Source organism: Granulosicoccus sp. 3-233 (genome assembly GCF_052681095.1).
The window spans coordinates 563,169-584,156 of record NZ_JBQYLE010000001.1 but is presented as its reverse complement, the minus strand read 5'-3'; the positions used below and the strand labels follow the sequence as shown (position 1 = coordinate 584,156).

The window sequence follows — 20,988 nt, the reverse complement described above, 5'->3', positions numbered from 1 at the left end:
GCTGAAGTCGATGCCTGCTTTGGGCGTAGCAGTGACTAATTGGTTCCCTTGATCTGCGCGAAGGCGTCGAGAGCCTCCTGTCGTGTCTGCTTCAGATCCACCAGTGGTTCGGGATAATCGAGTGTTTTCCTGGTGGCCTCATCCAGTTCCCAGGGCTTGTGCAGATAGCGCGTCTCGACCTCGGCAAGCTCCGGCACCCAGTGGCGCACATAGTCGCCCTGCTTGTCGAACTTCTCACCTTGCAGCACCGGATTGAAGACGCGAAAGAAGGGCGAGGCATCCACCCCGGAACCTGCCGTCCACTGCCAGCCCATGCTGTTGCTGGCCAGGTCCGCATCCACCAGCGTATCGCGAAACCAGCGCTCACCCGCCTGCCAGGGGATCAGCAGGTTCTTGATGAGAAAGGACGCCACGATCATGCGCACCCGGTTGTGCATCCAGCCCGTGGCATACAGCTCCCGCATGCCGGCATCGACAATCGGCACACCGGTCATGCCGCGCTGCCAGCGTTCCAGCTCGCGGTCGATATCCTGGCGCCAGGCAAAGCGGCTGAACCGCTCATCCAGGGGTTCATCGATGGTCTGAGGGAAATGAAACAGGATGGCATAGGCGAACTCACGCCAGACAATCTCTCTGGCAAAGGTGTTCTCGTCATCGGACAAAGCGCCGGTCTTGCGTCCTGCCAGCAGGCGATTCATCACGTGGCGCGGGCTGATCTCGCCAAAATGCAAGTGCGGAGACAGACGTGACGTACCGGCCACACCCGGCCTGTCACGATTCACACCGTAATCGTTCACCGGCCCTTTCAGAAATCGCTCCAGCTGCGCACGCGCAGCGTCTTCACCCGCAGTCCAGTGCGACATCATGGATTCATGCCAATCAAGGGAGGGCAGCAGTTGCAATTCATCCAGTCGCAGCTTCTGCGACAGGGCATTGGCCACGTCCGGGCTCAGGCCGGGGATGACTCGCGGCTTCTGCAGGGTGTCAACACAGGTTTCATCCTCATCGACAAGACGCGCAGCCGCTCGCCAGTAGGGCGTGTAGACACGATAGGGACTGCCATCGGACTTCAGGTTCTGCCAGGGTTCGTGAATGAGCAAGCCATTGAAGGTGCGTGGCTCGCAGTCACTCAATGCCGACTTGATGTGCTTGTCACGGGCGATGGTGGCAGGATCGTAGCAGCGGTTCCAGAATACACGATCGATCCCTCCCTTCTCGATGTAATCACGCAGTATTCGCGACGCATCGCCTCGGGCCAGAAACAACTCGCTGCCCTCGTCACGCAGACTTCGGTCCAGAGCCGCCAGGCTGTGATGCAGCCAGACCCGGCTGGCCGCCCCCAGACGACTGATACCCTGCTCCATCGGATCATCGATGAAGACACACAACAGCTCGTCGCAACTTCTGCAGGCTTCGCTCAACGCCGGGTTGTCGCTCAGGCGCAAGTCCTGGCGAAACCACATCAGGCCCCGGCTCATGCAGGCTTGCCGAGCAGTGATCCGCTGACATCCGACACTGGCTGGTAATGCTGGTCATCGACGTCCACCACCGACAGTGAACCGCGGGTCGGATGGTTCAACAAGGCTGCATTGGCTTCATCGGTATCGATGTGCATCTCCAGCACGAAGTTCTCATCGACCCGCACCAGCACATCGCCGAACACCAGGTCGCGATCGCCGCCGACGATGGACACCGATACCTCATCCTTGTTCTGTACTGCAAATCGGGCCGCATCATCAGGGTGCATGTGAATATGCCGGCGTGCGCAGATCAGCCCTTCGGGCAAGGTAACCGTACCTGCCGGGCCTTGCAGCGTGATCGGTGCAGACCCCTTGACGTTGCCGGAGTTGCGGACCGGCGCATCGACACCGAGCCTGAATTCATCCGTACGAGATATTTCCACTTGATCGATGCTGCGTAGCGGGCCCAATACCCTGACACCATCGATACGGTCACGTGGGCCGATCAGATCGACTCTTTCCTTGCAGGCGAACTGACCGGGTTGTGACAGCGGCTTGTCCAGCGTGGGGGTCGCACCCTTGCCGAACAGCGCTTCGAAGGTTGCAGCCGTCAGGTGACAGTGCCTGCCGCTGACCGCAATCGGAATGCTCTTCGCCGGGTTCGGCTGCGCGCCGTGGATGATTCGCCTGGCCTGCTGCGCGATCATCAGTTCTTCATTGGTCTTGACCACAATCGCTTCAACGCGCGAACGAGGCGTGGTGATGAGCGCATGTTCACTGTCATCACGAACGCTGGCATCACGGTTGCGGTCCTCATCCAGCACGACACCCAGAAACTCCAGCCGCTGCAGAATACGGCCACGCATGCTGGCACTGTTTTCCCCGATGCCACCGGTGAAGACGATAGCATCCACCCCACCCATGGCCGCTGCATAGGCCCCGATGTACTTGCGTGCCCGATGAGCGAACACATTGATGGCCAGACGAGCGCGATCGTTACCCTCGGCGGCGGCACGCTCGATCTCCCGAAGGTCATTGCCCAGGCCAGACAGACCGGCCAGGCCACTGCGCCGGTTCAGCAGTTCGTCCAGCGCCGCCACATCGTAACCCTGACGCAGCAGCGACAGCAGCACCCCCGCATCCACATCACCGGAGCGCGTTCCCATCACCAGCCCTTCCAGCGGTGTGTTGCCCATGCTGGTCTCTGCCGAGCGGCCGAACTCCACGGCGCAGGCGCTGGCCCCGTTGCCCAGGTGCAGAGTGATCAGGCGCAGCTCGTTCAGTGGTCGTTGCAGAAATCCTGCAGCAATGCCGGCGGCATACTCATGCGAGATGCCATGAAAACCATAGCGCCGGATACCGTGCCTTTGAGCCACTTCATGATCAATGGCATAGGTGGTTGAGCGGCGTGGCATGCGGGCATGAAAGGCTGTATCGAACATGGCCACCTGCGGCACCTCCGGCAAGGCCGTTCGCGCGGCGTGAATGGCGGCCAGGCTGTAGGGGTTGTGCATGGGGGCGTCGGGTACATGCCGTTCAATATCCGCCAGCACCGACTCATCGATCAGACAGGGCTCGGCATGGCGCCCACCGCCGTGCACGATACGATGCCCGACGATGTCGATGCGGTACGCCTGTAGCTGATTCAGGATATCGGCAATGGCGGATTCGTGTGTACGGCCTTCTCTGGCCATTCTCGCCGTATCCGCATCCAGCAGGCGTTCGTGCTTGCCGGCAACCAGGACCTCATCCTGTTCGTCGATCAACGCAAACTTGATGCTGGATGACCCGCAGTTGATTACCAGTGTGTTCATCGGCTGCCTTGTCTCATGGATTGTCGCGACGAGGAAGCAGTTTACGCGTTTGTTCACGTTGCGAAGAAAGGATACTGATCCCCGGGTGTCACAAGTAACAGGAATGTGCCGGCGCCCTAAATTCACGAGCCGGGGGTGTCGATAGACAGCGTGTCGAGTCACTTGTCAGGCATCTGATGAATCTGGAACTTCCCACTGTCTCTGCCACTGGATGGCGACGCCGGTGAGCATTGTCATACTCGTTGGTGGTCAAACGCCCGAGGCCAATGCGGAACATCGTTATCTGGTCAAGGCCTTTCTGGAGCGTTTTGATGAACGTATCACACGCATCATCACGGCCGAGCCGGTCAGACGCTCGTTCGGCACGCGTGTCAAACGCATGCTCAAGCGCGGCAACTATGTGGAGCGTCTTGCACGTGCACGCTATCCCGGTGGGTATGGCCCCGCCCCCGAGGCGCTGCAACATTTGCTGGAGCCCGGCTCGGACAGTCCGCTGATGCCCGGTGGCTCACGACGAGTCCACCTGCCTTCGCACAACGGCCCGGAATGCGAAGCCATTCTCGACGCAGACAGACCGGATGTCATCGTGGTGTACGGCACCGCGATCATCCGTGAAAACATCTTCGGCAAGGCCGGCATCATCACCCTGAACATGCATACCGGGCTTTCTCCCTGGTATCGCGGCGACAGCACCCTGTTCTGGCCGGTCTACTTCAACGAACCCGAGAAACTCGGCGTCACGGTCCATCAGCTGGTGGAATCCGTGGATGGCGGGGCCATTGCGGCAACCGCTGCGGTCGACTACGCCCGCGGCGACCGTGAAGCCGAGCTGTTTGCCAAGGGTGTCAGGGCCGGAACCGCGCTGTATCTGGACTGTGTGGCTGCGGCCCTGGACGGCTCGCTCGAGTGCCAGCCACAGGACCTCTCGATCGGTCGCGAGTTTCGCTGGAAGGATCGTACGGTCGCTGCAGAACGGCAGGTCATCGCACGCTTCGAACAGTGGGAGACAGCATCGTCATGAACACGCGGCTGCTGCAGGCGACACCCGACGCGCTTGCCCCACGTTCAGGCTTTTCACGCAAGGCCGCTGCCACGCTGCGCAGCCTGCTGCGAGCCACCGGTGTCTGCCTCTATCATCTGGGTCTGGCAAGAGCCATCATCAATCTGTCACCCGAGCGCATCCGCACTCTGCTCTACCACGCCGTTGAAGAGCAGCCCGGCAGCCATACCGCCGGCCTTGGCATGAGCATCAGTCCGGGTACCTTCAGTCGGCATCTGGACTACTACCGGCGGCATTACAACGTCGTGTCGATGCAGGAGCTGGTACGCGGCAGGCTTGCCCCACGTACCGCGGTCCTGACCTTCGATGACGGCTATGCCAGCGTTGGGGAGAACGCCGTACCTGCGCTGGAAAAGCGTGGCATGCCTGCCACGATCTATCTCATCGGCAAGGCGGTGGACGGTGGCATGGTCTGGGTGAATCAGCTCAACCATGCACTGAATCGTCACCCGAAGGCGACAATGACACTCATTCACAGCATGCCCGGATTGGCCAATATCGCTCGTGAGGATGTCCTGCAGCATGTGCAGACCACCTTCCCACCGCAGATGATCGAACAGCTGATGGCTCGCCTGGAGAAGGTCGCGCCACCCGCGGCCAACGCGGCTCAGCTGTTCCTGAATCGAGAGCAGATCAGCGAGCTGAAAACGCATGGCATGTCGTTCGGCTTTCATTCGAACGATCACTACAATCTGCGGCTATGCAGTGAACAGACCCTGCGGCAGCAGCTCGACAGCTCGGCGCTGGATGATCTGCTCGATTCCAGAACCTTTGCCTACCCCTTCGGCTACTGCGGTGACCGGGAAGCTGACAGGCTGGAAGCCCGAGGCTTCCAGCGCACCATGCTGGTACAGGAACAGACGCCGCATCCGCGCAAGTCCAATCTCATGCGTTCCGAACCGACCGGCAGCTCGGCGGCCAGGGTGTTTGCTCAGCTGGAAGTGGAAGAGCCCTTGATGCGCTGGCTACGCTCGGCTCTGGCCTGATGCACGGCATCGAGGCGCTGACAGTGGGCTCCGGCTGAAGAAATATCGGAGCCCTGAAACAAGAAAGCCCCGCACAAGGCGGGGCTTTCTCGTGGAAACCTAGTCGGGTGACAGGTTTACATGGCAGATACGTTGACTGCCGCTGGACCTTTTTGACCCTGCTCGATGTCGAAGCTCACTTTCTGACCTTCGTCGAGTGTTTTGTAACCCTCGCCAGTGATTGCGGTGTGGTGAACGAAAACGTCCTTGCCGCCATCTTCAGGAGCGATGAAGCCGAAACCTTTCGCCGCGTCGAACCACTTAACTGTACCAGTACTCAAGATAATACCCTGTATCAAAAAAACAACAATTTGGACGAACCCTCAGAGAGTGGGTAGCTCTTTTGCTTCCCTGCCCCCTCTGACCGGGCGAGTCTCTTACAATGACCATTCACGAACAGAGTCGCTGCAAGTCGCTAACGTAGACAACTCTCGGATCACCTCCGAGTTCCGCCAACAATTGCAATATAGGTAGTTTGCTCGACGAATACAAGCGTCGGGACACCTTCTGAGGCTTTGTTGCATGACATTCACGCTACAATTGCGCGTCAATTCTCCCGAAACCCCGCCACAACGCCATTTGCGAGCCTTTTCACGGAAAAAGCCGATGTGCGCCACTGGTCAATAAATATCAATAATGAGCATCGATTTTTCCGCAGGTCAACGCTGGATCAGTGATACCGAGTCCGATCTGGGCCTTGGCACCATTCTGGAAGTTGAGCACAGACAGATTACCGTCGTCTTTCTGGCTACCGGCGAAACGCGCATCTATGCCAAGGAGACGGCACCATTGACGCGCGTGGCCTTTCTGCCCGGGGACATCATCAGCAGTCATGAAGGCTGGCAATTGCGTGTGCAGAGCATCGAGGATGTCGACGGGCTGCGAATCTACAGCGGTACGCGTGAGGATACCGGTGAGGTGGCCGTTCTCAATGAAGCCTCGCTGGACAATTTCCTGCAATTCCGCTCACCACGGGATCGCCTGTTCGCCGGCCTGATCGACGGGCAGCGCTGGTTTGCCCTGCGCCGCAGCGTGTTCGAAAGCCGCCATCAACTGGCGCAGTCACCGGTACGCGGACTCATGGGGGCCCGCGTGAGCGTACTGCCTCACCAGATCTACATTGCCGTCGAGGCGCTCAAGCGCCATCACCCTCGATTGCTGCTGGCCGATGAGGTGGGTCTGGGAAAGACCATCGAGGCCGGCATGATCGTGCACGGCTCGCTGGTCAACAACCAGGTCAGCCGCGTGCTGATCACCGTGCCCTCGGCCTTGCTGCATCAGTGGCTGGTGGAAATGTTGCGCAAGTTCAACCTCAACTTCCGCATCATGGATGCCGAACGTTTCGAGGAATTGCGTGACTCGGCCCCGGACAACAATCCGTTTCTGGCGGAGCAGCTGGTCCTGTGCTCGCTGGACACCCTGCTGGAGGATGAAGAGATCGGTGACGCCGCCACCGGCGCAGGCTGGGACATGCTGGTCGTCGATGAAGCCCACCATCTGAGCTGGGAACCGGAGGAAGCCTCCGAGGCCTACACACTGGTCGAGGAGCTGGCCATGGAAACCCCGGCCGTGCTGCTGCTGACTGCCACGCCCGAGCAACTGGGTCAGTCGGGGCACTTCGCCCGCCTGCGCCTGCTGGACCCGGAACGCTTCGGCTCACTGGAACAGTACATCGAAGAGGAGGCCTCGTTCGGCTGGGTGGCGTCGGTGGCCGACAAGCTCGCCAGCGACCAGGCTCTGGCAAGTGAGGAAATCACGCGTCTGCAGAGCCTGCTGGGAGAGAACTTCAGCGACAGCGAACAGAAGACGCTGAGCTCGTCCACCGCCATGGCTGTCAGCGAACTGCCGCCACGCCTGATCAACAAGCTGGTGGATCGACATGGCACCGGCCGCCTGATGTTTCGCAACACGCGGCGCGCCATCACCGGCTTTCCCGAACGGCAGTTGCACACCTATCAGCTGGAGGAAGACACGCTCGAATGCAAGGCGGTCTGGTTGCTCGAATTCCTGCTGGAACAATATCCGCAGAAGATCCTGACCATCTGCTCTCGCCGGGAAACCGTGCAGGCCCTGGCCGAACACCTGCGTATCGCAGGGGTACAGAGCGCCCAGTTCCACGAAGGCATGTCGATCGTGGAGCGCGATCGGGCCGCGGCCTGGTTTGCCGACCCGGAGGAAGACTGCCGCCTGCTGCTGTGTTCCGAGATAGGCAGTGAAGGTCGTAACTTCCAGTTCCTGCACAATGTGGTCATGCTCGAGCTGCCGGATGCGCCCGACCTGCTGGAACAGCGCATCGGCAGGCTGGATCGTATCGGTCAGACCGAGACCATCCAGATCCATGTGCCTGCCGCGCCGGGCACACGCGACTCTCTGTTGCTGAACTGGTATCACGAAGGGCTCGATGCCTTCGAACGTATCTGCAAGTCCGGCACCGCCGTGCGAGAGCGCCTGGCCGATCGGCTGGACCCCTTGCTGGCCAGGATGAACGAGGGAGAGGATATCGCCGACAAGGAACTCGGCGTGCTGATACGCGACACGAAGGCGCTCTCGCAGCAGCTCGATGCCGAACTGGAATCCGGCAGGGATCGTCTGCTGGAACTGAACTCCAACCGTCCGGAGCTGGTGCAGGAGCATCTGGATGAGCTGGCACGGGTCGACCGCAATTACAGTCTGCAGGATTTCATGGAAGCGGTGTTCGACCGCTTCGGTGTGGATGTGGCCGAGCAACGTGATCACTGGATCATCCACCCCAGCGATCACATGCAGGTTGCCCATTTCCCGCACTTGCCGGCGGGCGGCATGACACTGACCTTCGACCGGGCCACCGCCCTGACGCGTGAGGACTTCACCTATCTGACCTGGGATCACCCCATGGTGACAGCCTCGCTGGATCTGATTCTGGACGAAGGCTTCGGGCAGGCAGATTGCCAGGTTATCAAGACCGATGAGCTTCCGAAGAACCTGACCTTCGTGGAAGCGAGCTACATCCTGCAATGCACGGCCGATGCCCGCCTGAATATCGATCGATACCTGCCGGCGCAAGTGCAGACCTGGAGCGTGGGCATCGACGGCAAGGACTACAGCGAGCAGGTAGCCCAGCTCGAACTGGACAGCCTCAAGCAGCGCTACGATCGCAATGCCCTGCGCAAGGTCGTGCTGAAGAATCGCGAGGTTCTGGAAAAACTGATCGACCGCTCGGCGCAGCTGGCAGAACAGGCATTGCCGGAGCTGGTGGAAGGAGCCAGAACCCGGATCGATACGGAATATCAGGAAGCCCGGGAACGCCTGCAATCCCTGGCGCGAGTCAACCCGTCAGTGAAGCAGGAGGAGATCGACGCCCTGGACGAACATCATCAGGCCCTGCTCGCCGCCCTCGAAGCAACCCATGCACGACCTGTGTCCGTGCGTGTCATGTTCAACGGCTGATCCAGCCAGGCCACCCGGGATACCCATCCGATGATAGTCGTCTCATTCAATGTCAACAGTATCCGCCTGCGTCTGCACCAGCTGCAGGCGCTGATCGACACCTACTCGCCTGACGTCATCGGCTTGCAGGAAACCAAGGTTGTCGATGCCGACTTCCCGATCGATGCACTGCGCGACATGGGCTATCACACAGCCTTCGCCGGGCAGAAAACCCATTACGGGGTGGCCCTGTTGTCCAAGTCGGCCATGAGCGATGTCAGCATCGGCTTCAGCACGGACAATGAGGATGCCCAGAAGCGCCTCATCACCGCCACGGTGCAAAGCCCCGGAGGCAAGCCTGTCACCATCATCAATGGCTATTTTCCCCAGGGGGAAAAGCGTGACCACCCGGTCAAGTTCCCGGCCAAGGAAGCGTTCTACCGGGACCTGCAGCACAAGCTCGTCAGTGAACATTCCCCCGAACAGAACCTGCTGGTCATCGGCGACTTCAATGTCGCTCCGGTGGATCAGGATCTGGGTATCGGCGCGGACAATGTCAAACGCTGGCTGCGCTCGGGTGCCACCAGCTTCCTGCCCGAGGAGCGCGAGTGGATGCAGCGTCTGCAGGAATGGGGGCTGGATGACAGTTATCGCATCAAGTACCCGGAGCGCGATGATCGTTTCAGCTGGTTCGATTACCGCAGCCGTGGCTTCGATCGCGATCCGAAGCGTGGCCTGCGCATCGACCACCTGCTGTGCACGCGCTCAATGACGGCAACGCTGATCGACAGTGGTATCGACTACGATATTCGTGCCATGGAGAAGCCATCGGATCATTGTCCGGTCTGGTCAGAGTTCGACCTGTAATTACGGCATTGCCTGGCTGCCCCGCTGCAGCGGCATCGGAAACAGGGCATCAGTCACAAACTGTCCAGGCACGCTCTAGTAGTATCTCGACGAGGGAAGTTAGTCTCATAGAGGTTAGCCCTATCACCATTTGCGCAAACCTGTGTCGACCGTATTCAGCGACACACTGCTGCGACAGGGACGAATCGAGTTGAATACTGCCTATTTCGCCATTTGTACCTCAGTACTGACGTCCTGTCTGTGGTCTCCATCGGCAAGAGCTGCCGACACCGTACGCCAGTCCTTGTCCGGCCTGCCAGTGGACCGCTTCTCGCCCATACTGGTCACGGTACTGGCCATCACGCTGCTGCTGATCGTGGTCGTCCATCACCGGCGTACCCGCAAGCCCTCCTCACCTCCAGCCAGGGTGTTCAGATTCGCCGAAAAGATGGCAGACATCGCCTATGCGCCACAACTCAGGCTGGTAGGACCCGCACGACCGGAAGATACTCCCAATGCCTTCACGGACAGTATCCAGCCGCTGAGCCAGCTCTGCGAGCAGACATTGACGGCCAGTCACGGCAGATCCGTGGCGCTGGTCGGCACACGGCCGGGCAGTGGCACCACGACCATCGCCATCGCGCTTGCCCGCCGCCTCGCTCACAGCGGCAAGCGCACCCTGTTGCTTGACCTGAACTTCGAACGGCCCATGGTTCAATTGAGCACCGGAGCCACCAGTGCCGCCGGTATCAGCAACTACCTTCTGTCCGGACTCATCGACGGCATCGTGGCTCAGGATGCCGCATCACCTCTGGACATCATCGGCACTGGCAATCTGCCGCTGCCTGCGGTGAAGGCCTATCTGGACGACGCCCAGTACAAGGACAGCATGAGTACGCTGATGTCCATGTACGAACGTGTGATCATCGACTGCGCACCAGCCAGCGTCGATCAGCCTGACGTCTCGCGCATCGTCGCAGGCTGCGACCTGCGCCTGCTGGTCATCGATTCACAGCATGACACCGTCCAGTCGCCGAATGTACAGGGCCTGCTGCGCATCCACCGACGCTGGCATCATGGCAACACGCTCCTGCTCCGCAACAAGGTCAAGACCGACCCCGAGGCAACGGAAAGCGCTGGCGCTGACCTCTCGCCACAATCCAGCCTGCGCCCCGTACACTCGGAGAAATGGATTCTGCAACAGCCCGATGAGCTGTATACGCTCAAGCTGACCGAGCTACGCTATCGACCGGTACTGACGCGGCGCCAGATTTCCAATTATGCCGGTCATCAGGTGGCCTGTTTTCGACTGACGGTTCTCGACGAAGTGAACTACCTGCTGATTCTCGGTCAGTTCCAGGACCGGGATGCTGCCATGCAGGCCGCCAGAACATTGGGACTGACGCAACCATCGGTGCTGCCCATTACCTTTGCAGACGTCAAGAAGGGCATCAGGCTCGAATTGCAGCGCAAGCTCAAGGCGGTAGACAGTACCCCCGCCTGACTGCTGTTCGATCCGGCTGAGCGAACCGACTGGACGAAATCATGAACAGCGTCTCATCGGCGAATGAGCGGTCCTGTACGGAAGTATGAATACCTTTCGACCGGCCGGGTAGCCGGCCTGTACGTAAGTATGAACACCGTTCAATTTACCCATTTGGGTGTAGCGAAACATCCTGCCACTCCCTAGCATTTCCTCCGACATACACGGAGGCGTACAGATGCAGGCAGTGTCGATTATCGGATTGAGTATTCTGTTCGTACTCATGTGGAGTTCCGGCTGGGTTGCAGCACGACTCGCCGTGACCGATATGGATGTTGTCACACTGCTGGTCGCTCGCTACCTGATCGTCGTGCTGGTGCTGTTTCTTCTGGTCAGTCTGCTGCGGCAATGGCGACGTGTCTCCCTCAGCGAACTGTTGCAACAGATGCTGGTCGGCAGCCTGGTTCACGGCATCTATCTGATGGCGGCATTGAGCGCCTTCGAGGAAGGCGTCTCCGCGGGCCTGGTGGCCTTCATCATGACCCTGCACCCGATGCTGACGGCGACCCTGTCATCGCGTGTCAATGGCGAGGAAGTCTCTGCCAGACAGTGGCAGGGCTTGCTGATCGGCACACTGGCCATCGTCCTGTCGGTGTCGGACAGTTACCGGCACGGGGCATCGGGCGCGGCGCTGGCACTGCCGTTCCTGGCGGTGCTGGCTCTGACCGTCGGCTCATTGCTGAACAGGCATCTGGAACTGAACCACAAGGCTCGGGCCGAGCCTCCCCTGCCCGTCATGCTGGTGCTGCTGATGCAGGGCATCGGTGCCTTGCTGGTGTTGCTGCCACTGCGTGGTTCGAGCACACCCTTGCAGTTCGCATCCTTCGATGCCGACGAATGGGTCCTGCTGCTGTGGCTGGCGCTCATCGCCTCGCTGGGTGCCTATGCTCTGCTGCAGATACTGCTCAGGCACTTGTCCACCACGCGTGTTGCCAGTCTGGGTTATCTGGTACCGCCGGCCACCATGTTGCAGTCTTACCTGATCTTCGGAGAAAGCCTGTCCCTTGCCGATGCCGGTGGACTGGCACTGGCGGCCATCGGCGTGCATTGCGTCATGAGCCCGGGTCGTGCCAGACCGTCAGTTGCCTCCGAGCGGACCGTCAGCATGCGGCAATCCGACCTGCCAGTGCCGGCAGCGCTGCCACTGACATTGCGCACTCGGCGCGTTGGCGCCTCTACCGCGCCGCTGGACATCGAGCTCTGAACAGCCCGTCTTGCTCGGCGACAGGGCTCTGGCCTTGGCAACCAGAGCTGCACTGTCGCCGCACATCATGAACTACTGCGGCAAATCGCCCTGCACGCCCTGCACATAGAAGTTCATGCCCAGCAAGGTCTTGTCATCATAGACTTCCCCTTCAGGCAGGACTTCCTTGCCGGACTGATCCATGATCGGTCCCTGGAAAGGGTGAAAACTGCCATCGATGATACCTTCGCGCACCACCTCGGCGGCCGCCTTGACATCATCAGGAACATCGGCACTGTATTCGGGAAACGCCACCATGCCTGATGCAATGCCTCCCCAGGTATCCGAGGATTCCCAGCTTCCTTCCATGGCGGCGCGCGTGCGATCCACGTAGTAGCTGTCCCAGTTATCGATGATGGACGTCAGCTGCGACTTCGGTGCGAAGGCAGACATGTCGGATGCCTGACCAAAACCCAGCACACCTCTTTCCTCGGCCACCTGCAATGGCGCTGGAGAATCGGTGTGCTGCGTGATGATGTCCGCTCCCTGATCGATCAGCGCCTTCGCTGCATCCGCTTCCTTGCCCGGGTCGTACCAGCTGTTGACCCAGACGACCTTCACTTCGGCATCGGGGTTGACCTTGCGCATGGCGATGGTGAAGGCATTGATGCCACGGACGACCTCTGGAATGGGAAAGGATCCGATATAGCCGACAGTATTGGTCTTGGTCATCATGCCCGCAATGGTGCCGATGACCGCCCGCCCCTCGTAGAAGCGTGCGCCATAGGTGGATACATTGTCGGCTCGCTTGTAGCCGGTGGCATGTTCGAATTTGACGCCGGGAAAATCACGGGCCACTTTCACGGTCGGGTTCATGAAGCCGAATGAGGTGGTGAAGATCAGGTCGTGACCACTGCTGGCCAGCTTGCGAATGACTCGCTCCGCGTCGGCACCTTCCGGAACGCTCTCGACAAAGGTGGTTTCCACATCATTGCCGAATTCGTCCTGAATCGCCTGACGACCGACGTCGTGTCGGTAGGTCCAGCCATGATCTCCTACCGGTCCGACATAGACAAACCCGACCTTGAAAGGATCCGCAGCCTGTGCAGACAATGCTGCAGCAGACAGTACTGCAGCGCCGAACACCAGCCCGGCTCGTTTCAGATACGCACTTATTGACATGAACATCTCCGCTTTGTGAATTCGCCCTGAATGAACGTCACCATCAGGTTGTCGGGTGGAAGGACTGACCGATACTGGCCGGAGCGTTGCGCCGGATACGGCCACGGTCGCGAGAAATCAGCACCAGAACCAGTATTGTTGTCAGGTAGGGTAGCATCGACATCAGCTGCGATGGCACATTAATTCCGAGCGCCTGACCGTGCAATTGCAGGATGCTGATGCCACCGAAGAGATAGGCGCCGAGCAGCAATCGACCCGGCTGCCAGACGGCGAAGACCACCAGCGCCAGAGCAATCCAGCCTCGCCCCGCACTCATGTTCTCTACCCACATCGGGGTGTATACCAGCGACAGATAGGCGCCCCCCAGGCCCGCACAGGCTCCGCCGAACAGAGTGGCCAGGTAACGTACCCGAATGACCTTGATGCCCAGTGCATGAGCCGCGTCATGCGAATCACCCACGGCGCGCAGGACCAGACCGGCCCGAGTCCGATTGAGAAACCAGGACACCAGCAGCACGATGGCGAAGGAACCATAGACCATTGCATCGTGGCTGAACAGCAATCGCCCGAGCACCGGCAGTTCGCTGAGCCAGGGAACCTGCAGACTGGGAAGTCCGGCGAAGGCGATGCCGACCAGTGATTGACCCAGCAGCGCGCTGAGCCCGATACCGAAGATGGTCAAGGCCAGCCCCGTCGCCACTTGCGAGGATTGCAGGCTCAATGTCAGAAAGGCGAAGATCAGCGCCAGCAGCATGCCTGCGAGCAGACCCGCCAGAATGGCCAATGTGGCGCTGCCACTGTGATGGGCCACCGCAAAGCTGCAGACAGCGCCACCGAGCATCATGCCCTCGACCCCCAGGTTGAGCACACCCGAACGTTCAACCACCAGTTCACCGATCGCGGCATACACCAAGGGCGTGGCAGCGGTGATGATGGTCAGAATCGTGAGTATCAGAGTCTCGTTCATGATTCGTTCCTCACTTGAACACCACGCGGTAGTTGATGAGCACATCGGTGGCCAGCAGGAAGAACAGCAGCATGCCCTGAAAGACACCGGTCACGGCCAACGGCAGGCTCAGGGTTATCTGCGCAGTCTCTCCGCCCAGATAGGAGAGCGCCATGACCAGTCCGGCAAACAGCACACCAACCGGATGCAGGCGTCCCAGAAAGGCCACGATGATGGCCGTGAATCCGTAGCCCGGTGAAATGCTCGGCAGCAGCTGACCGATGGGACCCGCCACCTCGAACAGCCCGGCCAGACCCGCACATCCACCACCGATCATCAGTGCCGTCCAGATCAGTTTCCGCTGGCTGAAGCCGGCATGCGCACCGGCGCGCGGAGCCGCACCATTGACGCGCAACGCAAATCCCAACAGTGTACGGCTCAGCAGAACCCAGCCGGCCAGCACCACAGCCACCGCAACCATGGCACCGGCATGCAAACGCGTTCCTTCCAGAATGCGTGGCAACAGAGCGGCATCATGAAACATGCGCGACTCCGGGAAATTGAAACCATCCGGATCACGCATGGGCCCGGAGACCAGCCAGGACAGCAGCAGTGCCGCCACATAGGTCAGCATGAGACTGGTCAGGATCTCGTTGACATTGAAGCGTGTCTTCAACAGCGCGGGGATGGCGGCCCAGGCCATGCCACCGATCATGCCTGCCAGCATCATCAACGGCAGCACATACCAGGCATCGTTTTCATGAAACAGCAGCGCCACGGCAGCGCCTGCGATGCCACCGAGTATCAACTGCCCCTCCGCCCCGATATTCCATACCTGCGCACGAAAACCGATCGACAGGGCGACGCCGATGATGATCAACGGTGCGGCCTTCACACCCAGCTCCGCCCAACCGTACAGACTGCTGACAGGTTCGATGAAGAAGGCGTAGAAGGCTGCACCGATCGGCACCCCGAGAACAGCGAACAACAGCAAACCCGCCAGCAGCGTGATCCCCAGCGCCAGCAGTGGTGCCAGATACCCCATCAGGCGCGACGGATCAGCCCTTCTCTGCAAGGTGATCATGCATTGGCTCCGCTCAATTCTTCTCCACCCATCAGGAGTCCGACCTGTTGCACGGTCACGTCCTGCACGCGATGGAAGGCCGAGAGCCGTCCTGCACACAGCGCCCCGATACGTTCGCAGTTCTGCATCAATTCATCCAGATCCTGAGAGACCATCAGAACGGCAGCGCCCTGATCAGCCAGCTCACGAATGGCCTCGTGTATGGCCAGGGCGGCACCGGCATCCACGCCCCAGGTGGGTTGCGAAACCACCAGTACCCGTGGTGCCTGAAGTATTTCCCGCCCCACGATGAATTTCTGCAGATTGCCGCCCGACAGGCTACTGGCAAGCGCCTGGGGCCCGTGACACTGAACGTTGAATCGCTGGATGATGTCACTGGCAAAACGTCGACTGCGCGACGCCGACGTGAGCCAGGAAAACCCCAGAGGCTTGCGATGGTGAGCGGTCAGAAAGGCATTCTCGGCCAGGGACAGCGAGGGAACCGCGGCATGGCCCAGTCGCTCTTCCGGCACACAGCACAACCCCTGACGACGACGTTCGGCGGCACCCTGCCGACCGATGGCCTTGCCGCAGAGCGACAATGAATCTGCCTGCTGCAGACGGCGCTCTCCGGAAATCGCCAGCATCAGTTCGTCCTGACCATTGCCCGCCACGCCGGCAATACCGACGATCTCGCCGGCGCGCAGCTGCAAGCGCAGATGGTGCAGAGCAATGTCATGACTGTCCACCGCCGGCAGCGACAGATCGTGCAGATCCAGCAACAGATCCCCAGCGGTCCCCTGTCGACTGTCCCCGGCGTCCGGCACCTCACTGCCCATCATCAGAGTGGCCAGCCCCCTGGCGGATTCTGCCCGAGGATCGGCCTCCGCCACTTTCCGGCCGGAACGAAGAATGGTGGCCTCATCACACAGCTGACGTATTTCCTCCAGCTTGTGACTGATGTAGAGAATGGCCATGCCTTCCTCGGCCAGACGCTTCAGCGTGACGAACAACTCACTGACCTCCGCCGGTGTCAACACCGAGGTGGGTTCGTCCATGATCAGCAGGCGGGGATCCTGCAGCAGGCAGCGCACGATCTCGATGCGCTGCCGCTCGCCGACTGACAGGCTGTATACCGAGCGAGCAGGATCCAGTGGCAGACCGTAACGCGTCGACACCTCGATGATGCGCTGCCGGAGCGCATCATCGGCATCCACATCCATCCCCAGAGCAATGTTCTCCAGCACGTTCAGGGAGTCGAACAGCGAGAAATGCTGAAACACCATGGCGATACCCAGCTCTCGGGCCACCGCCGGGGAGGCGATGTGGACCGGCTTGCCCTGCCAGAGGATGTCACCCGAATCACTGGCGAGCAGGCCGTAGAGAATCTTCACCAGCGTGCTCTTGCCTGCGCCGTTCTCGCCCAGCAACGCATGAATGCCACCACTGCGCAGCTGCAGGTCTATGCTGTCATTGGCCAGACAACCCGGGTAGGCCTTGGAAATATTCCTCATTTCCACCAGCGGTGAGCCCTTGTCGGGTTCCGCCATCGGCGATCTTGATTCTGGCATGGGCGAACAGGATGGTTGCAGTGCGGGCAGTGTACCCCGAGCCAAACCGCAATGGGATACGCTGGTGGTGCCCATCATCCGGACTGAGAAACAGACAGCGCCTTGCCCCATGCAGACCGGTAGCGCCCCCTGCTTGTGCACCGGGACTTGTCTCAGCGTCGATAAGCCCCAGACTCACTACCTACCCCCTGAACGGCTCCGAGTGTCGTGCAACGACGTGATTCCCGTTGCAACGATGCTGCGGCAGCTGACAACCGATCCAGAATGATCGAACCGGACCTGCCCGCATGAAAATAGATATTGTTTCAGACGTTGTCTGCCCCTGGTGTATCGTCGGCTATCGGCAATTGCAACAAGCCCTCGAACAGACCGGCATCGAAGCCGACATCCACTGGCACCCCTTCGAACTGAACCCCGACATGCCGCCCGAAGGCGAACAGCTGCGGGATCATGTCATGCGAAAGTATGGCTCCAGCGCCGAGGACAGCGACAGGAACCGTCAGCAGCTGGTAGCCATCGGCGCCGAACTCGGTATCGAATTCAACTTCAGTGAAGAGTCGCATATCCGCAACACCCATGACGCTCACCAGCTGATGCACTGGGCAGAAACCAAGGGACTGAAGAACGAACTGAAGCAATCCCTGTTTCTCGCCTACTTCACCGAAGAGCTCGATGTCAGCAACCATCAGGTGCTGATCGATCGCGCGGAAAGCGTCGGGCTTGACAGGGAGGAAGCCGCAGCCGTGCTGGAGGATCAGCGCTATGCCGAGACGGTTCGTGAGAATGAAAGACTGTGGGTGTCACGCGGCATTCAGGGAGTTCCAGCCGTGATACTCGAGGAAAAGTACCTGCTCAGTGGAGCACAGGGAGTGGAGAATTTCAGTGCTGCACTGAAACAGGTCGAAGCCGAATCAGCCTGAGCCCTGAGCCCTGAGCCCTGAGCCCTGAGCCCTGAGCCCTGAGCCCTGAGCCCATGATGCCAGTGTTACCCCGTGGTCCGATACCACGGGGTAACGACCTCCTTCCATGACCGACTCCTGCGAGGATCCGGTCGACGCTTCAGCTTCGTCTAGACTACCGGCGGCACTGCGTCGATCTCACCATGGAATGTCAGTTCCGGGAATGCCTGCTGCAATCTGGCACGAAGTTCCGAGCTGCGTTGCCCCTCTTCCAGCTCCACCACCATCAGCACTTCGCCGCGCGCAATGGCCTCTTCGTACTCACGCAGTTGACTGTTGGGCACCGATGAGCCGATCAGCGATGACGCCAGCACGCCAAAGGTGGCACCGCCGGCCGTTGCCAATGCAAGTGCTGCTCCTCCCAGTGCCAGCCCCGGCGCAATCACGATGGCACCCAGCCCGGCCAGCAGACCTGTCGCACCACCTACCAGTGCCCCTCGCTTGCTGCCCGGTACCACATCGTTCTCGAATTCACCAGGATCCGGCATGTCTTCGATTGGCTGTGCATCCTTGCCGATGACGCTGATGCGCGACTCATCCACTCCCTCGGCTTTCAGCATGTCCACTACTTTTCTGCCCGACTCGGCATTGCCCGCCGAGAACACGAGTTTGTCGACCATGATTGCTACTCCGCTGTGATTGATTTCAGACTAAGGCAAAGTCCTGCGCATCCTTTCGTCCTGTAAGTTCTACAAGACCGGGCCGGATCGGGCTGCCGTCAGCGCCCCCTGTGTTGAAATCCGGGCGTGCAACAATCGAAATCGGAAGTCATGACGGACGAGAACACCCGAGGCCGCCAGGCGCGCGTCCCGTACCGGATTACCTTGCTGGGGTGGTGGGATATCGCAAGGCGACTCTTCAATCGCATCGGCGAGCAGAACATCTCCATTCTGGCCGCCGGGGTCGCCTTCTATTCCCTGCTGGCAATCTTCCCTGCGCTGGCCGCCATCGTGACTACCTACGCACTGATGGCTGACCCGCAGACCGTGGCGGAACACCTGGCAAAGGCTCAGGCCTTCCTGCCCGGCGATGTCATGAGCATTTTCGACGAGCAGTTGAGTGCATTGAGTTCGCGACCCAGCGAAGGTTTGAGCATCAAGTTGATCGGCGGCATCCTGCTGGCCATCTGGAGTGCACACAAGGGTGTGGACGCTCTGACACGCGCTATCGGGGTGGCCTATCGGGAACCGGAAACGCGCGGCTTCTTCACCCTCAACCTTGTCACTTACCTGATGACGGCAGCCGCGGTCCTGTTCATGGTTGTCATCCTGGTTCTGCTGGTTGTGCTGCCATCCATTACAGCCCTGTTTCATCTGCCCGACTGGTGGAACCTGTTCGTACCGATAGTCAGATGGCTGGTCTTCGTGGCCGTGGTGTCTCTGGCCATCGCCACGCTGTACCGATTCGCCCCCGCACGTCGTCCGGCCAAGTGGCGCTGGCTGTCGACCGGCGCCATAGTGGCCACCCTCATGTGGTTGTCAGGCTCCGCCCTGTTTTCCCTGTATGCCAGTCAGTTCGGCAGCTACAACGAAACCTATGGCGCTCTGAGCGCCATCGTCGTGATGCTGTTGTGGCTGTTCATCAGCAGCTACGCCATCATTCTGGGCGCCTCGCTCAACGCCGAGATGGAACATCAGACACGCCGCGACACGACACTTGGCCCGGATCGCCCCATGGGAGAGCGCGGAGCCACTGTCGCAGATACGGTCGCCCCGATTCCCTCCGGGGATTGATCGGCAAGTCTCGAGCGCGGGTGACCTTCACCACGACGCCGCTGGGATTCTTGCAATTTTTACACAGACCATTCGACGGGCTCGCGGCAGGGCAAGGTTGAGCGCCACCGGATGATGACGAAGAGACAGGCAGCACATGGAAAACACCGAAGGCAGTACGCTGGACTCGATCGACTCCCTCGAGGAAGTGCAATCCACGGCACTGAATACCCTGGGAGAGATGCTGCTCAGCTTCATCGAGCATCTGCCGTTTCTGGCCGGAGCCATGCTGACTCTTCTGCTGACCTGGGGTCTGGCCCGACTGGTAACGGCCTTCGGTACACGCCTGTTGCAGAGCTGGAGCAAGCGCGATTCCGTCAAGGAGCTTATCGTGCGGCTGCTGAGCATCATCGTCTGGGTGATGGGCCTGCTGTTGACGGCCATTGTGCTGTTTCCCGGCCTCACCCCCAGCAAGGCTCTGGGCGGACTGGGCCTGGTGTCGATTGCCGTGGGCCTGGCATTCAAGGACATCTTCGAGAATTTCTTCGCCGGCATTCTCATCCTCTGGCGCTTCCCTTTCGAACGAGGAGACTACATCGAGTGTGAGGGTCTGGTCGGCAAGGTGGAGCGCATTCTGGTTCGCATGAGCTACATCCGGGAGACCAATGGCGAACTGACCGTGGTCCCCAATTCCTTCCTCTTCAAGAATCCGGTGACCATTCTGACCAGCGAACCCAGTCGGCGCGTCATGCTGACCACTGGCGTGGCCTACGATGTGGACGTCGGTGAGGCAGTCGAGGTCATCACCCAGGCTGTGAATGCCTGCGAGACTCTGACCAGGGACAAGCCGGTGCAGGTATTTCCCAAGGCATTCGGCAGCAGCAGTATCGATATAGAGATCGCCTGGTGGACCGAATCGACACCGCTGGGAGTACGCCGTTCCACCGGCGAGGTGGTCACCGCCGTCAAGTCTGCGCTGGACAAGGCAGGTATCGAAATACCGTTCCCTTATCGCACACTGACCTTCAAGGAAAGTCTGCCCATAAGGCAGGAGGCCTCGGCTGGCAACGAATAAGGAAACCCTGCCACTTCGGTTCCGGAGCCCCGGCGAATAACGCGGGGGCTACTTGCCTCAGGTACTGCCTCAGGTACTGCCTCAGGTACTGCCTCAGGTACTGCCTCAGGTACTGCCTCAGGTACTGCCTCAGGTACTGCCTCA

General features: G+C 60.1%; 17 protein-coding genes. 9 read left to right on the top strand and 8 right to left on the bottom strand.

Annotation, left to right across the window (positions count from 1 at the left end; all coding sequences use genetic code 11):
- Positions 1 to 35: 35 nt before the first annotated feature.
- Together ACUNV4_RS02585 and ACUNV4_RS02580 are read right to left on the bottom strand one after the other, a co-directional pair.
- The gene (locus tag ACUNV4_RS02585) at positions 36 to 1,478 is read right to left on the bottom strand and encodes a cryptochrome/photolyase family protein (protein WP_430876925.1); all 1,443 of its coding nucleotides are present in this window, start codon (positions 1,476 to 1,478) and stop codon (positions 36 to 38) included.
- Positions 1,475 to 3,274 (bottom strand): acetate/propionate family kinase, encoded by a 1,800-nt coding sequence (locus ACUNV4_RS02580; RefSeq protein ID WP_430876924.1) that lies wholly within the window; start codon positions 3,272 to 3,274, stop codon positions 1,475 to 1,477. Before ACUNV4_RS02580 ends, ACUNV4_RS02585 begins: the two co-directional genes overlap by 4 nt.
- Before the next feature lie 223 nt (positions 3,275 to 3,497).
- Between ACUNV4_RS02580 and ACUNV4_RS02575 the strand changes: the two genes are divergently transcribed.
- Both ACUNV4_RS02575 and ACUNV4_RS02570 read left to right on the top strand, forming a co-directional pair.
- Complete coding sequence (locus tag ACUNV4_RS02575) at positions 3,498 to 4,295, top strand: formyl transferase (protein WP_430876923.1); 798 nt, start codon at positions 3,498 to 3,500, stop codon at positions 4,293 to 4,295.
- Positions 4,292 to 5,320: a polysaccharide deacetylase family protein gene (locus ACUNV4_RS02570; RefSeq protein ID WP_430876922.1), complete on the top strand. Its 1,029-nt coding sequence runs from the start codon at positions 4,292 to 4,294 to the stop codon at positions 5,318 to 5,320. The genes ACUNV4_RS02575 and ACUNV4_RS02570 overlap by 4 nt, the downstream gene beginning before the upstream one ends.
- 116 nt (positions 5,321 to 5,436) lie before the next feature.
- Here ACUNV4_RS02570 and ACUNV4_RS02565 read toward each other — a convergent pair whose 3' ends face one another.
- A complete protein-coding gene (locus ACUNV4_RS02565) occupies positions 5,437 to 5,640 on the bottom strand; it encodes a cold-shock protein (RefSeq protein ID WP_430876921.1) in 204 nt (67 codons plus the stop codon).
- Positions 5,641 to 5,995: 355 nt separating this feature from the next.
- Between ACUNV4_RS02565 and rapA the strand changes: the two genes are divergently transcribed.
- From rapA to ACUNV4_RS02545, 4 genes are all read left to right on the top strand, one after another.
- Positions 5,996 to 8,785: an RNA polymerase-associated protein RapA gene (gene rapA, locus ACUNV4_RS02560; RefSeq protein ID WP_430876920.1), complete on the top strand. Its 2,790-nt coding sequence runs from the start codon at positions 5,996 to 5,998 to the stop codon at positions 8,783 to 8,785.
- Positions 8,786 to 8,815: 30 nt separating this feature from the next.
- On the top strand, positions 8,816 to 9,631 hold the full coding sequence (gene xthA / locus ACUNV4_RS02555) for an exodeoxyribonuclease III (protein WP_430876919.1): 816 nt from the start codon (positions 8,816 to 8,818) through the stop codon (positions 9,629 to 9,631).
- Positions 9,632 to 9,773: 142 nt separating this feature from the next.
- Entirely contained in the window at positions 9,774 to 11,114 is a 1,341-nt protein-coding gene (locus ACUNV4_RS02550) for an AAA family ATPase (protein ID WP_430876918.1), read from the top strand.
- 217 nt (positions 11,115 to 11,331) lie between these two features.
- Complete coding sequence (locus ACUNV4_RS02545) at positions 11,332 to 12,357, top strand: DMT family transporter (protein WP_430876917.1); 1,026 nt, start codon at positions 11,332 to 11,334, stop codon at positions 12,355 to 12,357.
- A gap of 72 nt (positions 12,358 to 12,429) precedes the next feature.
- Here the strand turns inward: ACUNV4_RS02545 and ACUNV4_RS02540 are convergent, their stop codons facing one another.
- The 4 genes from ACUNV4_RS02540 to ACUNV4_RS02525 are packed head-to-tail and all read right to left on the bottom strand — an operon-like array spanning position 12,430 to position 17,098.
- Entirely contained in the window at positions 12,430 to 13,518 is a 1,089-nt protein-coding gene (locus tag ACUNV4_RS02540; protein WP_430876916.1) for a BMP family ABC transporter substrate-binding protein, read from the bottom strand.
- A 43-nt stretch (positions 13,519 to 13,561) separates the two neighbouring features.
- Positions 13,562 to 14,485: an ABC transporter permease gene (locus ACUNV4_RS02535; protein ID WP_430876915.1), complete on the bottom strand. Its 924-nt coding sequence runs from the start codon at positions 14,483 to 14,485 to the stop codon at positions 13,562 to 13,564.
- Between the two features lie 10 nt (positions 14,486 to 14,495).
- Positions 14,496 to 15,548: an ABC transporter permease gene (locus tag ACUNV4_RS02530; RefSeq protein ID WP_430876914.1), complete on the bottom strand. Its 1,053-nt coding sequence runs from the start codon at positions 15,546 to 15,548 to the stop codon at positions 14,496 to 14,498.
- Positions 15,545 to 17,098 carry an ABC transporter ATP-binding protein gene (locus tag ACUNV4_RS02525; RefSeq protein ID WP_430876913.1) on the bottom strand — a complete coding sequence of 518 codons (1,554 nt, stop codon included), beginning with the start codon at positions 17,096 to 17,098 and terminating at the stop codon, positions 15,545 to 15,547. The genes ACUNV4_RS02530 and ACUNV4_RS02525 overlap by 4 nt, the downstream gene beginning before the upstream one ends.
- 287 nt (positions 17,099 to 17,385) lie before the next feature.
- On the opposite strand from ACUNV4_RS02525, the gene ACUNV4_RS02520 reads away from it, so the two are divergent.
- Positions 17,386 to 18,018: a DsbA family oxidoreductase gene (locus ACUNV4_RS02520; protein WP_430876912.1), complete on the top strand. Its 633-nt coding sequence runs from the start codon at positions 17,386 to 17,388 to the stop codon at positions 18,016 to 18,018.
- Positions 18,019 to 18,167: 149 nt separating this feature from the next.
- Here the strand turns inward: ACUNV4_RS02520 and ACUNV4_RS02515 are convergent, their stop codons facing one another.
- Positions 18,168 to 18,677, bottom strand: a complete 510-nt coding sequence (locus ACUNV4_RS02515; protein ID WP_430876911.1) for a hypothetical protein — start codon at positions 18,675 to 18,677, stop codon at positions 18,168 to 18,170.
- A 126-nt stretch (positions 18,678 to 18,803) separates the two neighbouring features.
- On the opposite strand from ACUNV4_RS02515, the gene ACUNV4_RS02510 reads away from it, so the two are divergent.
- Complete coding sequence (locus ACUNV4_RS02510; RefSeq protein WP_430876910.1) at positions 18,804 to 19,790, top strand: YihY/virulence factor BrkB family protein; 987 nt, start codon at positions 18,804 to 18,806, stop codon at positions 19,788 to 19,790.
- Positions 19,791 to 19,926: 136 nt separating this feature from the next.
- Positions 19,927 to 20,844, top strand: a complete 918-nt coding sequence (locus ACUNV4_RS02505) for a mechanosensitive ion channel family protein (RefSeq protein ID WP_430876909.1) — start codon at positions 19,927 to 19,929, stop codon at positions 20,842 to 20,844.
- Positions 20,845 to 20,988: the final 144 nt, after the last annotated feature.

Coding starts and splice junctions, on each gene's coding strand:
- ACUNV4_RS02585 (WP_430876925.1), bottom strand. CDS start 1,478: ATGAGCCGGGGCCTGATGTGGTTTCGCCAGGACTTGCGCCTGAGCGAC.
- ACUNV4_RS02580 (WP_430876924.1), bottom strand. CDS start 3,274: ATGAACACACTGGTAATCAACTGCGGGTCATCCAGCATCAAGTTTGCG.
- ACUNV4_RS02570 (WP_430876922.1), top strand. CDS start 4,292: ATGAACACGCGGCTGCTGCAGGCGACACCCGACGCGCTTGCCCCACGT.
- rapA (WP_430876920.1), top strand. CDS start 5,996: ATGAGCATCGATTTTTCCGCAGGTCAACGCTGGATCAGTGATACCGAG.
- xthA (WP_430876919.1), top strand. CDS start 8,816: ATGATAGTCGTCTCATTCAATGTCAACAGTATCCGCCTGCGTCTGCAC.
- ACUNV4_RS02545 (WP_430876917.1), top strand. CDS start 11,332: ATGCAGGCAGTGTCGATTATCGGATTGAGTATTCTGTTCGTACTCATG.
- ACUNV4_RS02540 (WP_430876916.1), bottom strand. CDS start 13,518: ATGTCAATAAGTGCGTATCTGAAACGAGCCGGGCTGGTGTTCGGCGCT.
- ACUNV4_RS02535 (WP_430876915.1), bottom strand. CDS start 14,485: ATGAACGAGACTCTGATACTCACGATTCTGACCATCATCACCGCTGCC.
- ACUNV4_RS02530 (WP_430876914.1), bottom strand. CDS start 15,548: ATGATCACCTTGCAGAGAAGGGCTGATCCGTCGCGCCTGATGGGGTAT.
- ACUNV4_RS02525 (WP_430876913.1), bottom strand. CDS start 17,098: ATGCCAGAATCAAGATCGCCGATGGCGGAACCCGACAAGGGCTCACCG.
- ACUNV4_RS02520 (WP_430876912.1), top strand. CDS start 17,386: ATGAAAATAGATATTGTTTCAGACGTTGTCTGCCCCTGGTGTATCGTC.
- ACUNV4_RS02515 (WP_430876911.1), bottom strand. CDS start 18,677: ATGGTCGACAAACTCGTGTTCTCGGCGGGCAATGCCGAGTCGGGCAGA.
- ACUNV4_RS02505 (WP_430876909.1), top strand. CDS start 19,927: ATGGAAAACACCGAAGGCAGTACGCTGGACTCGATCGACTCCCTCGAG.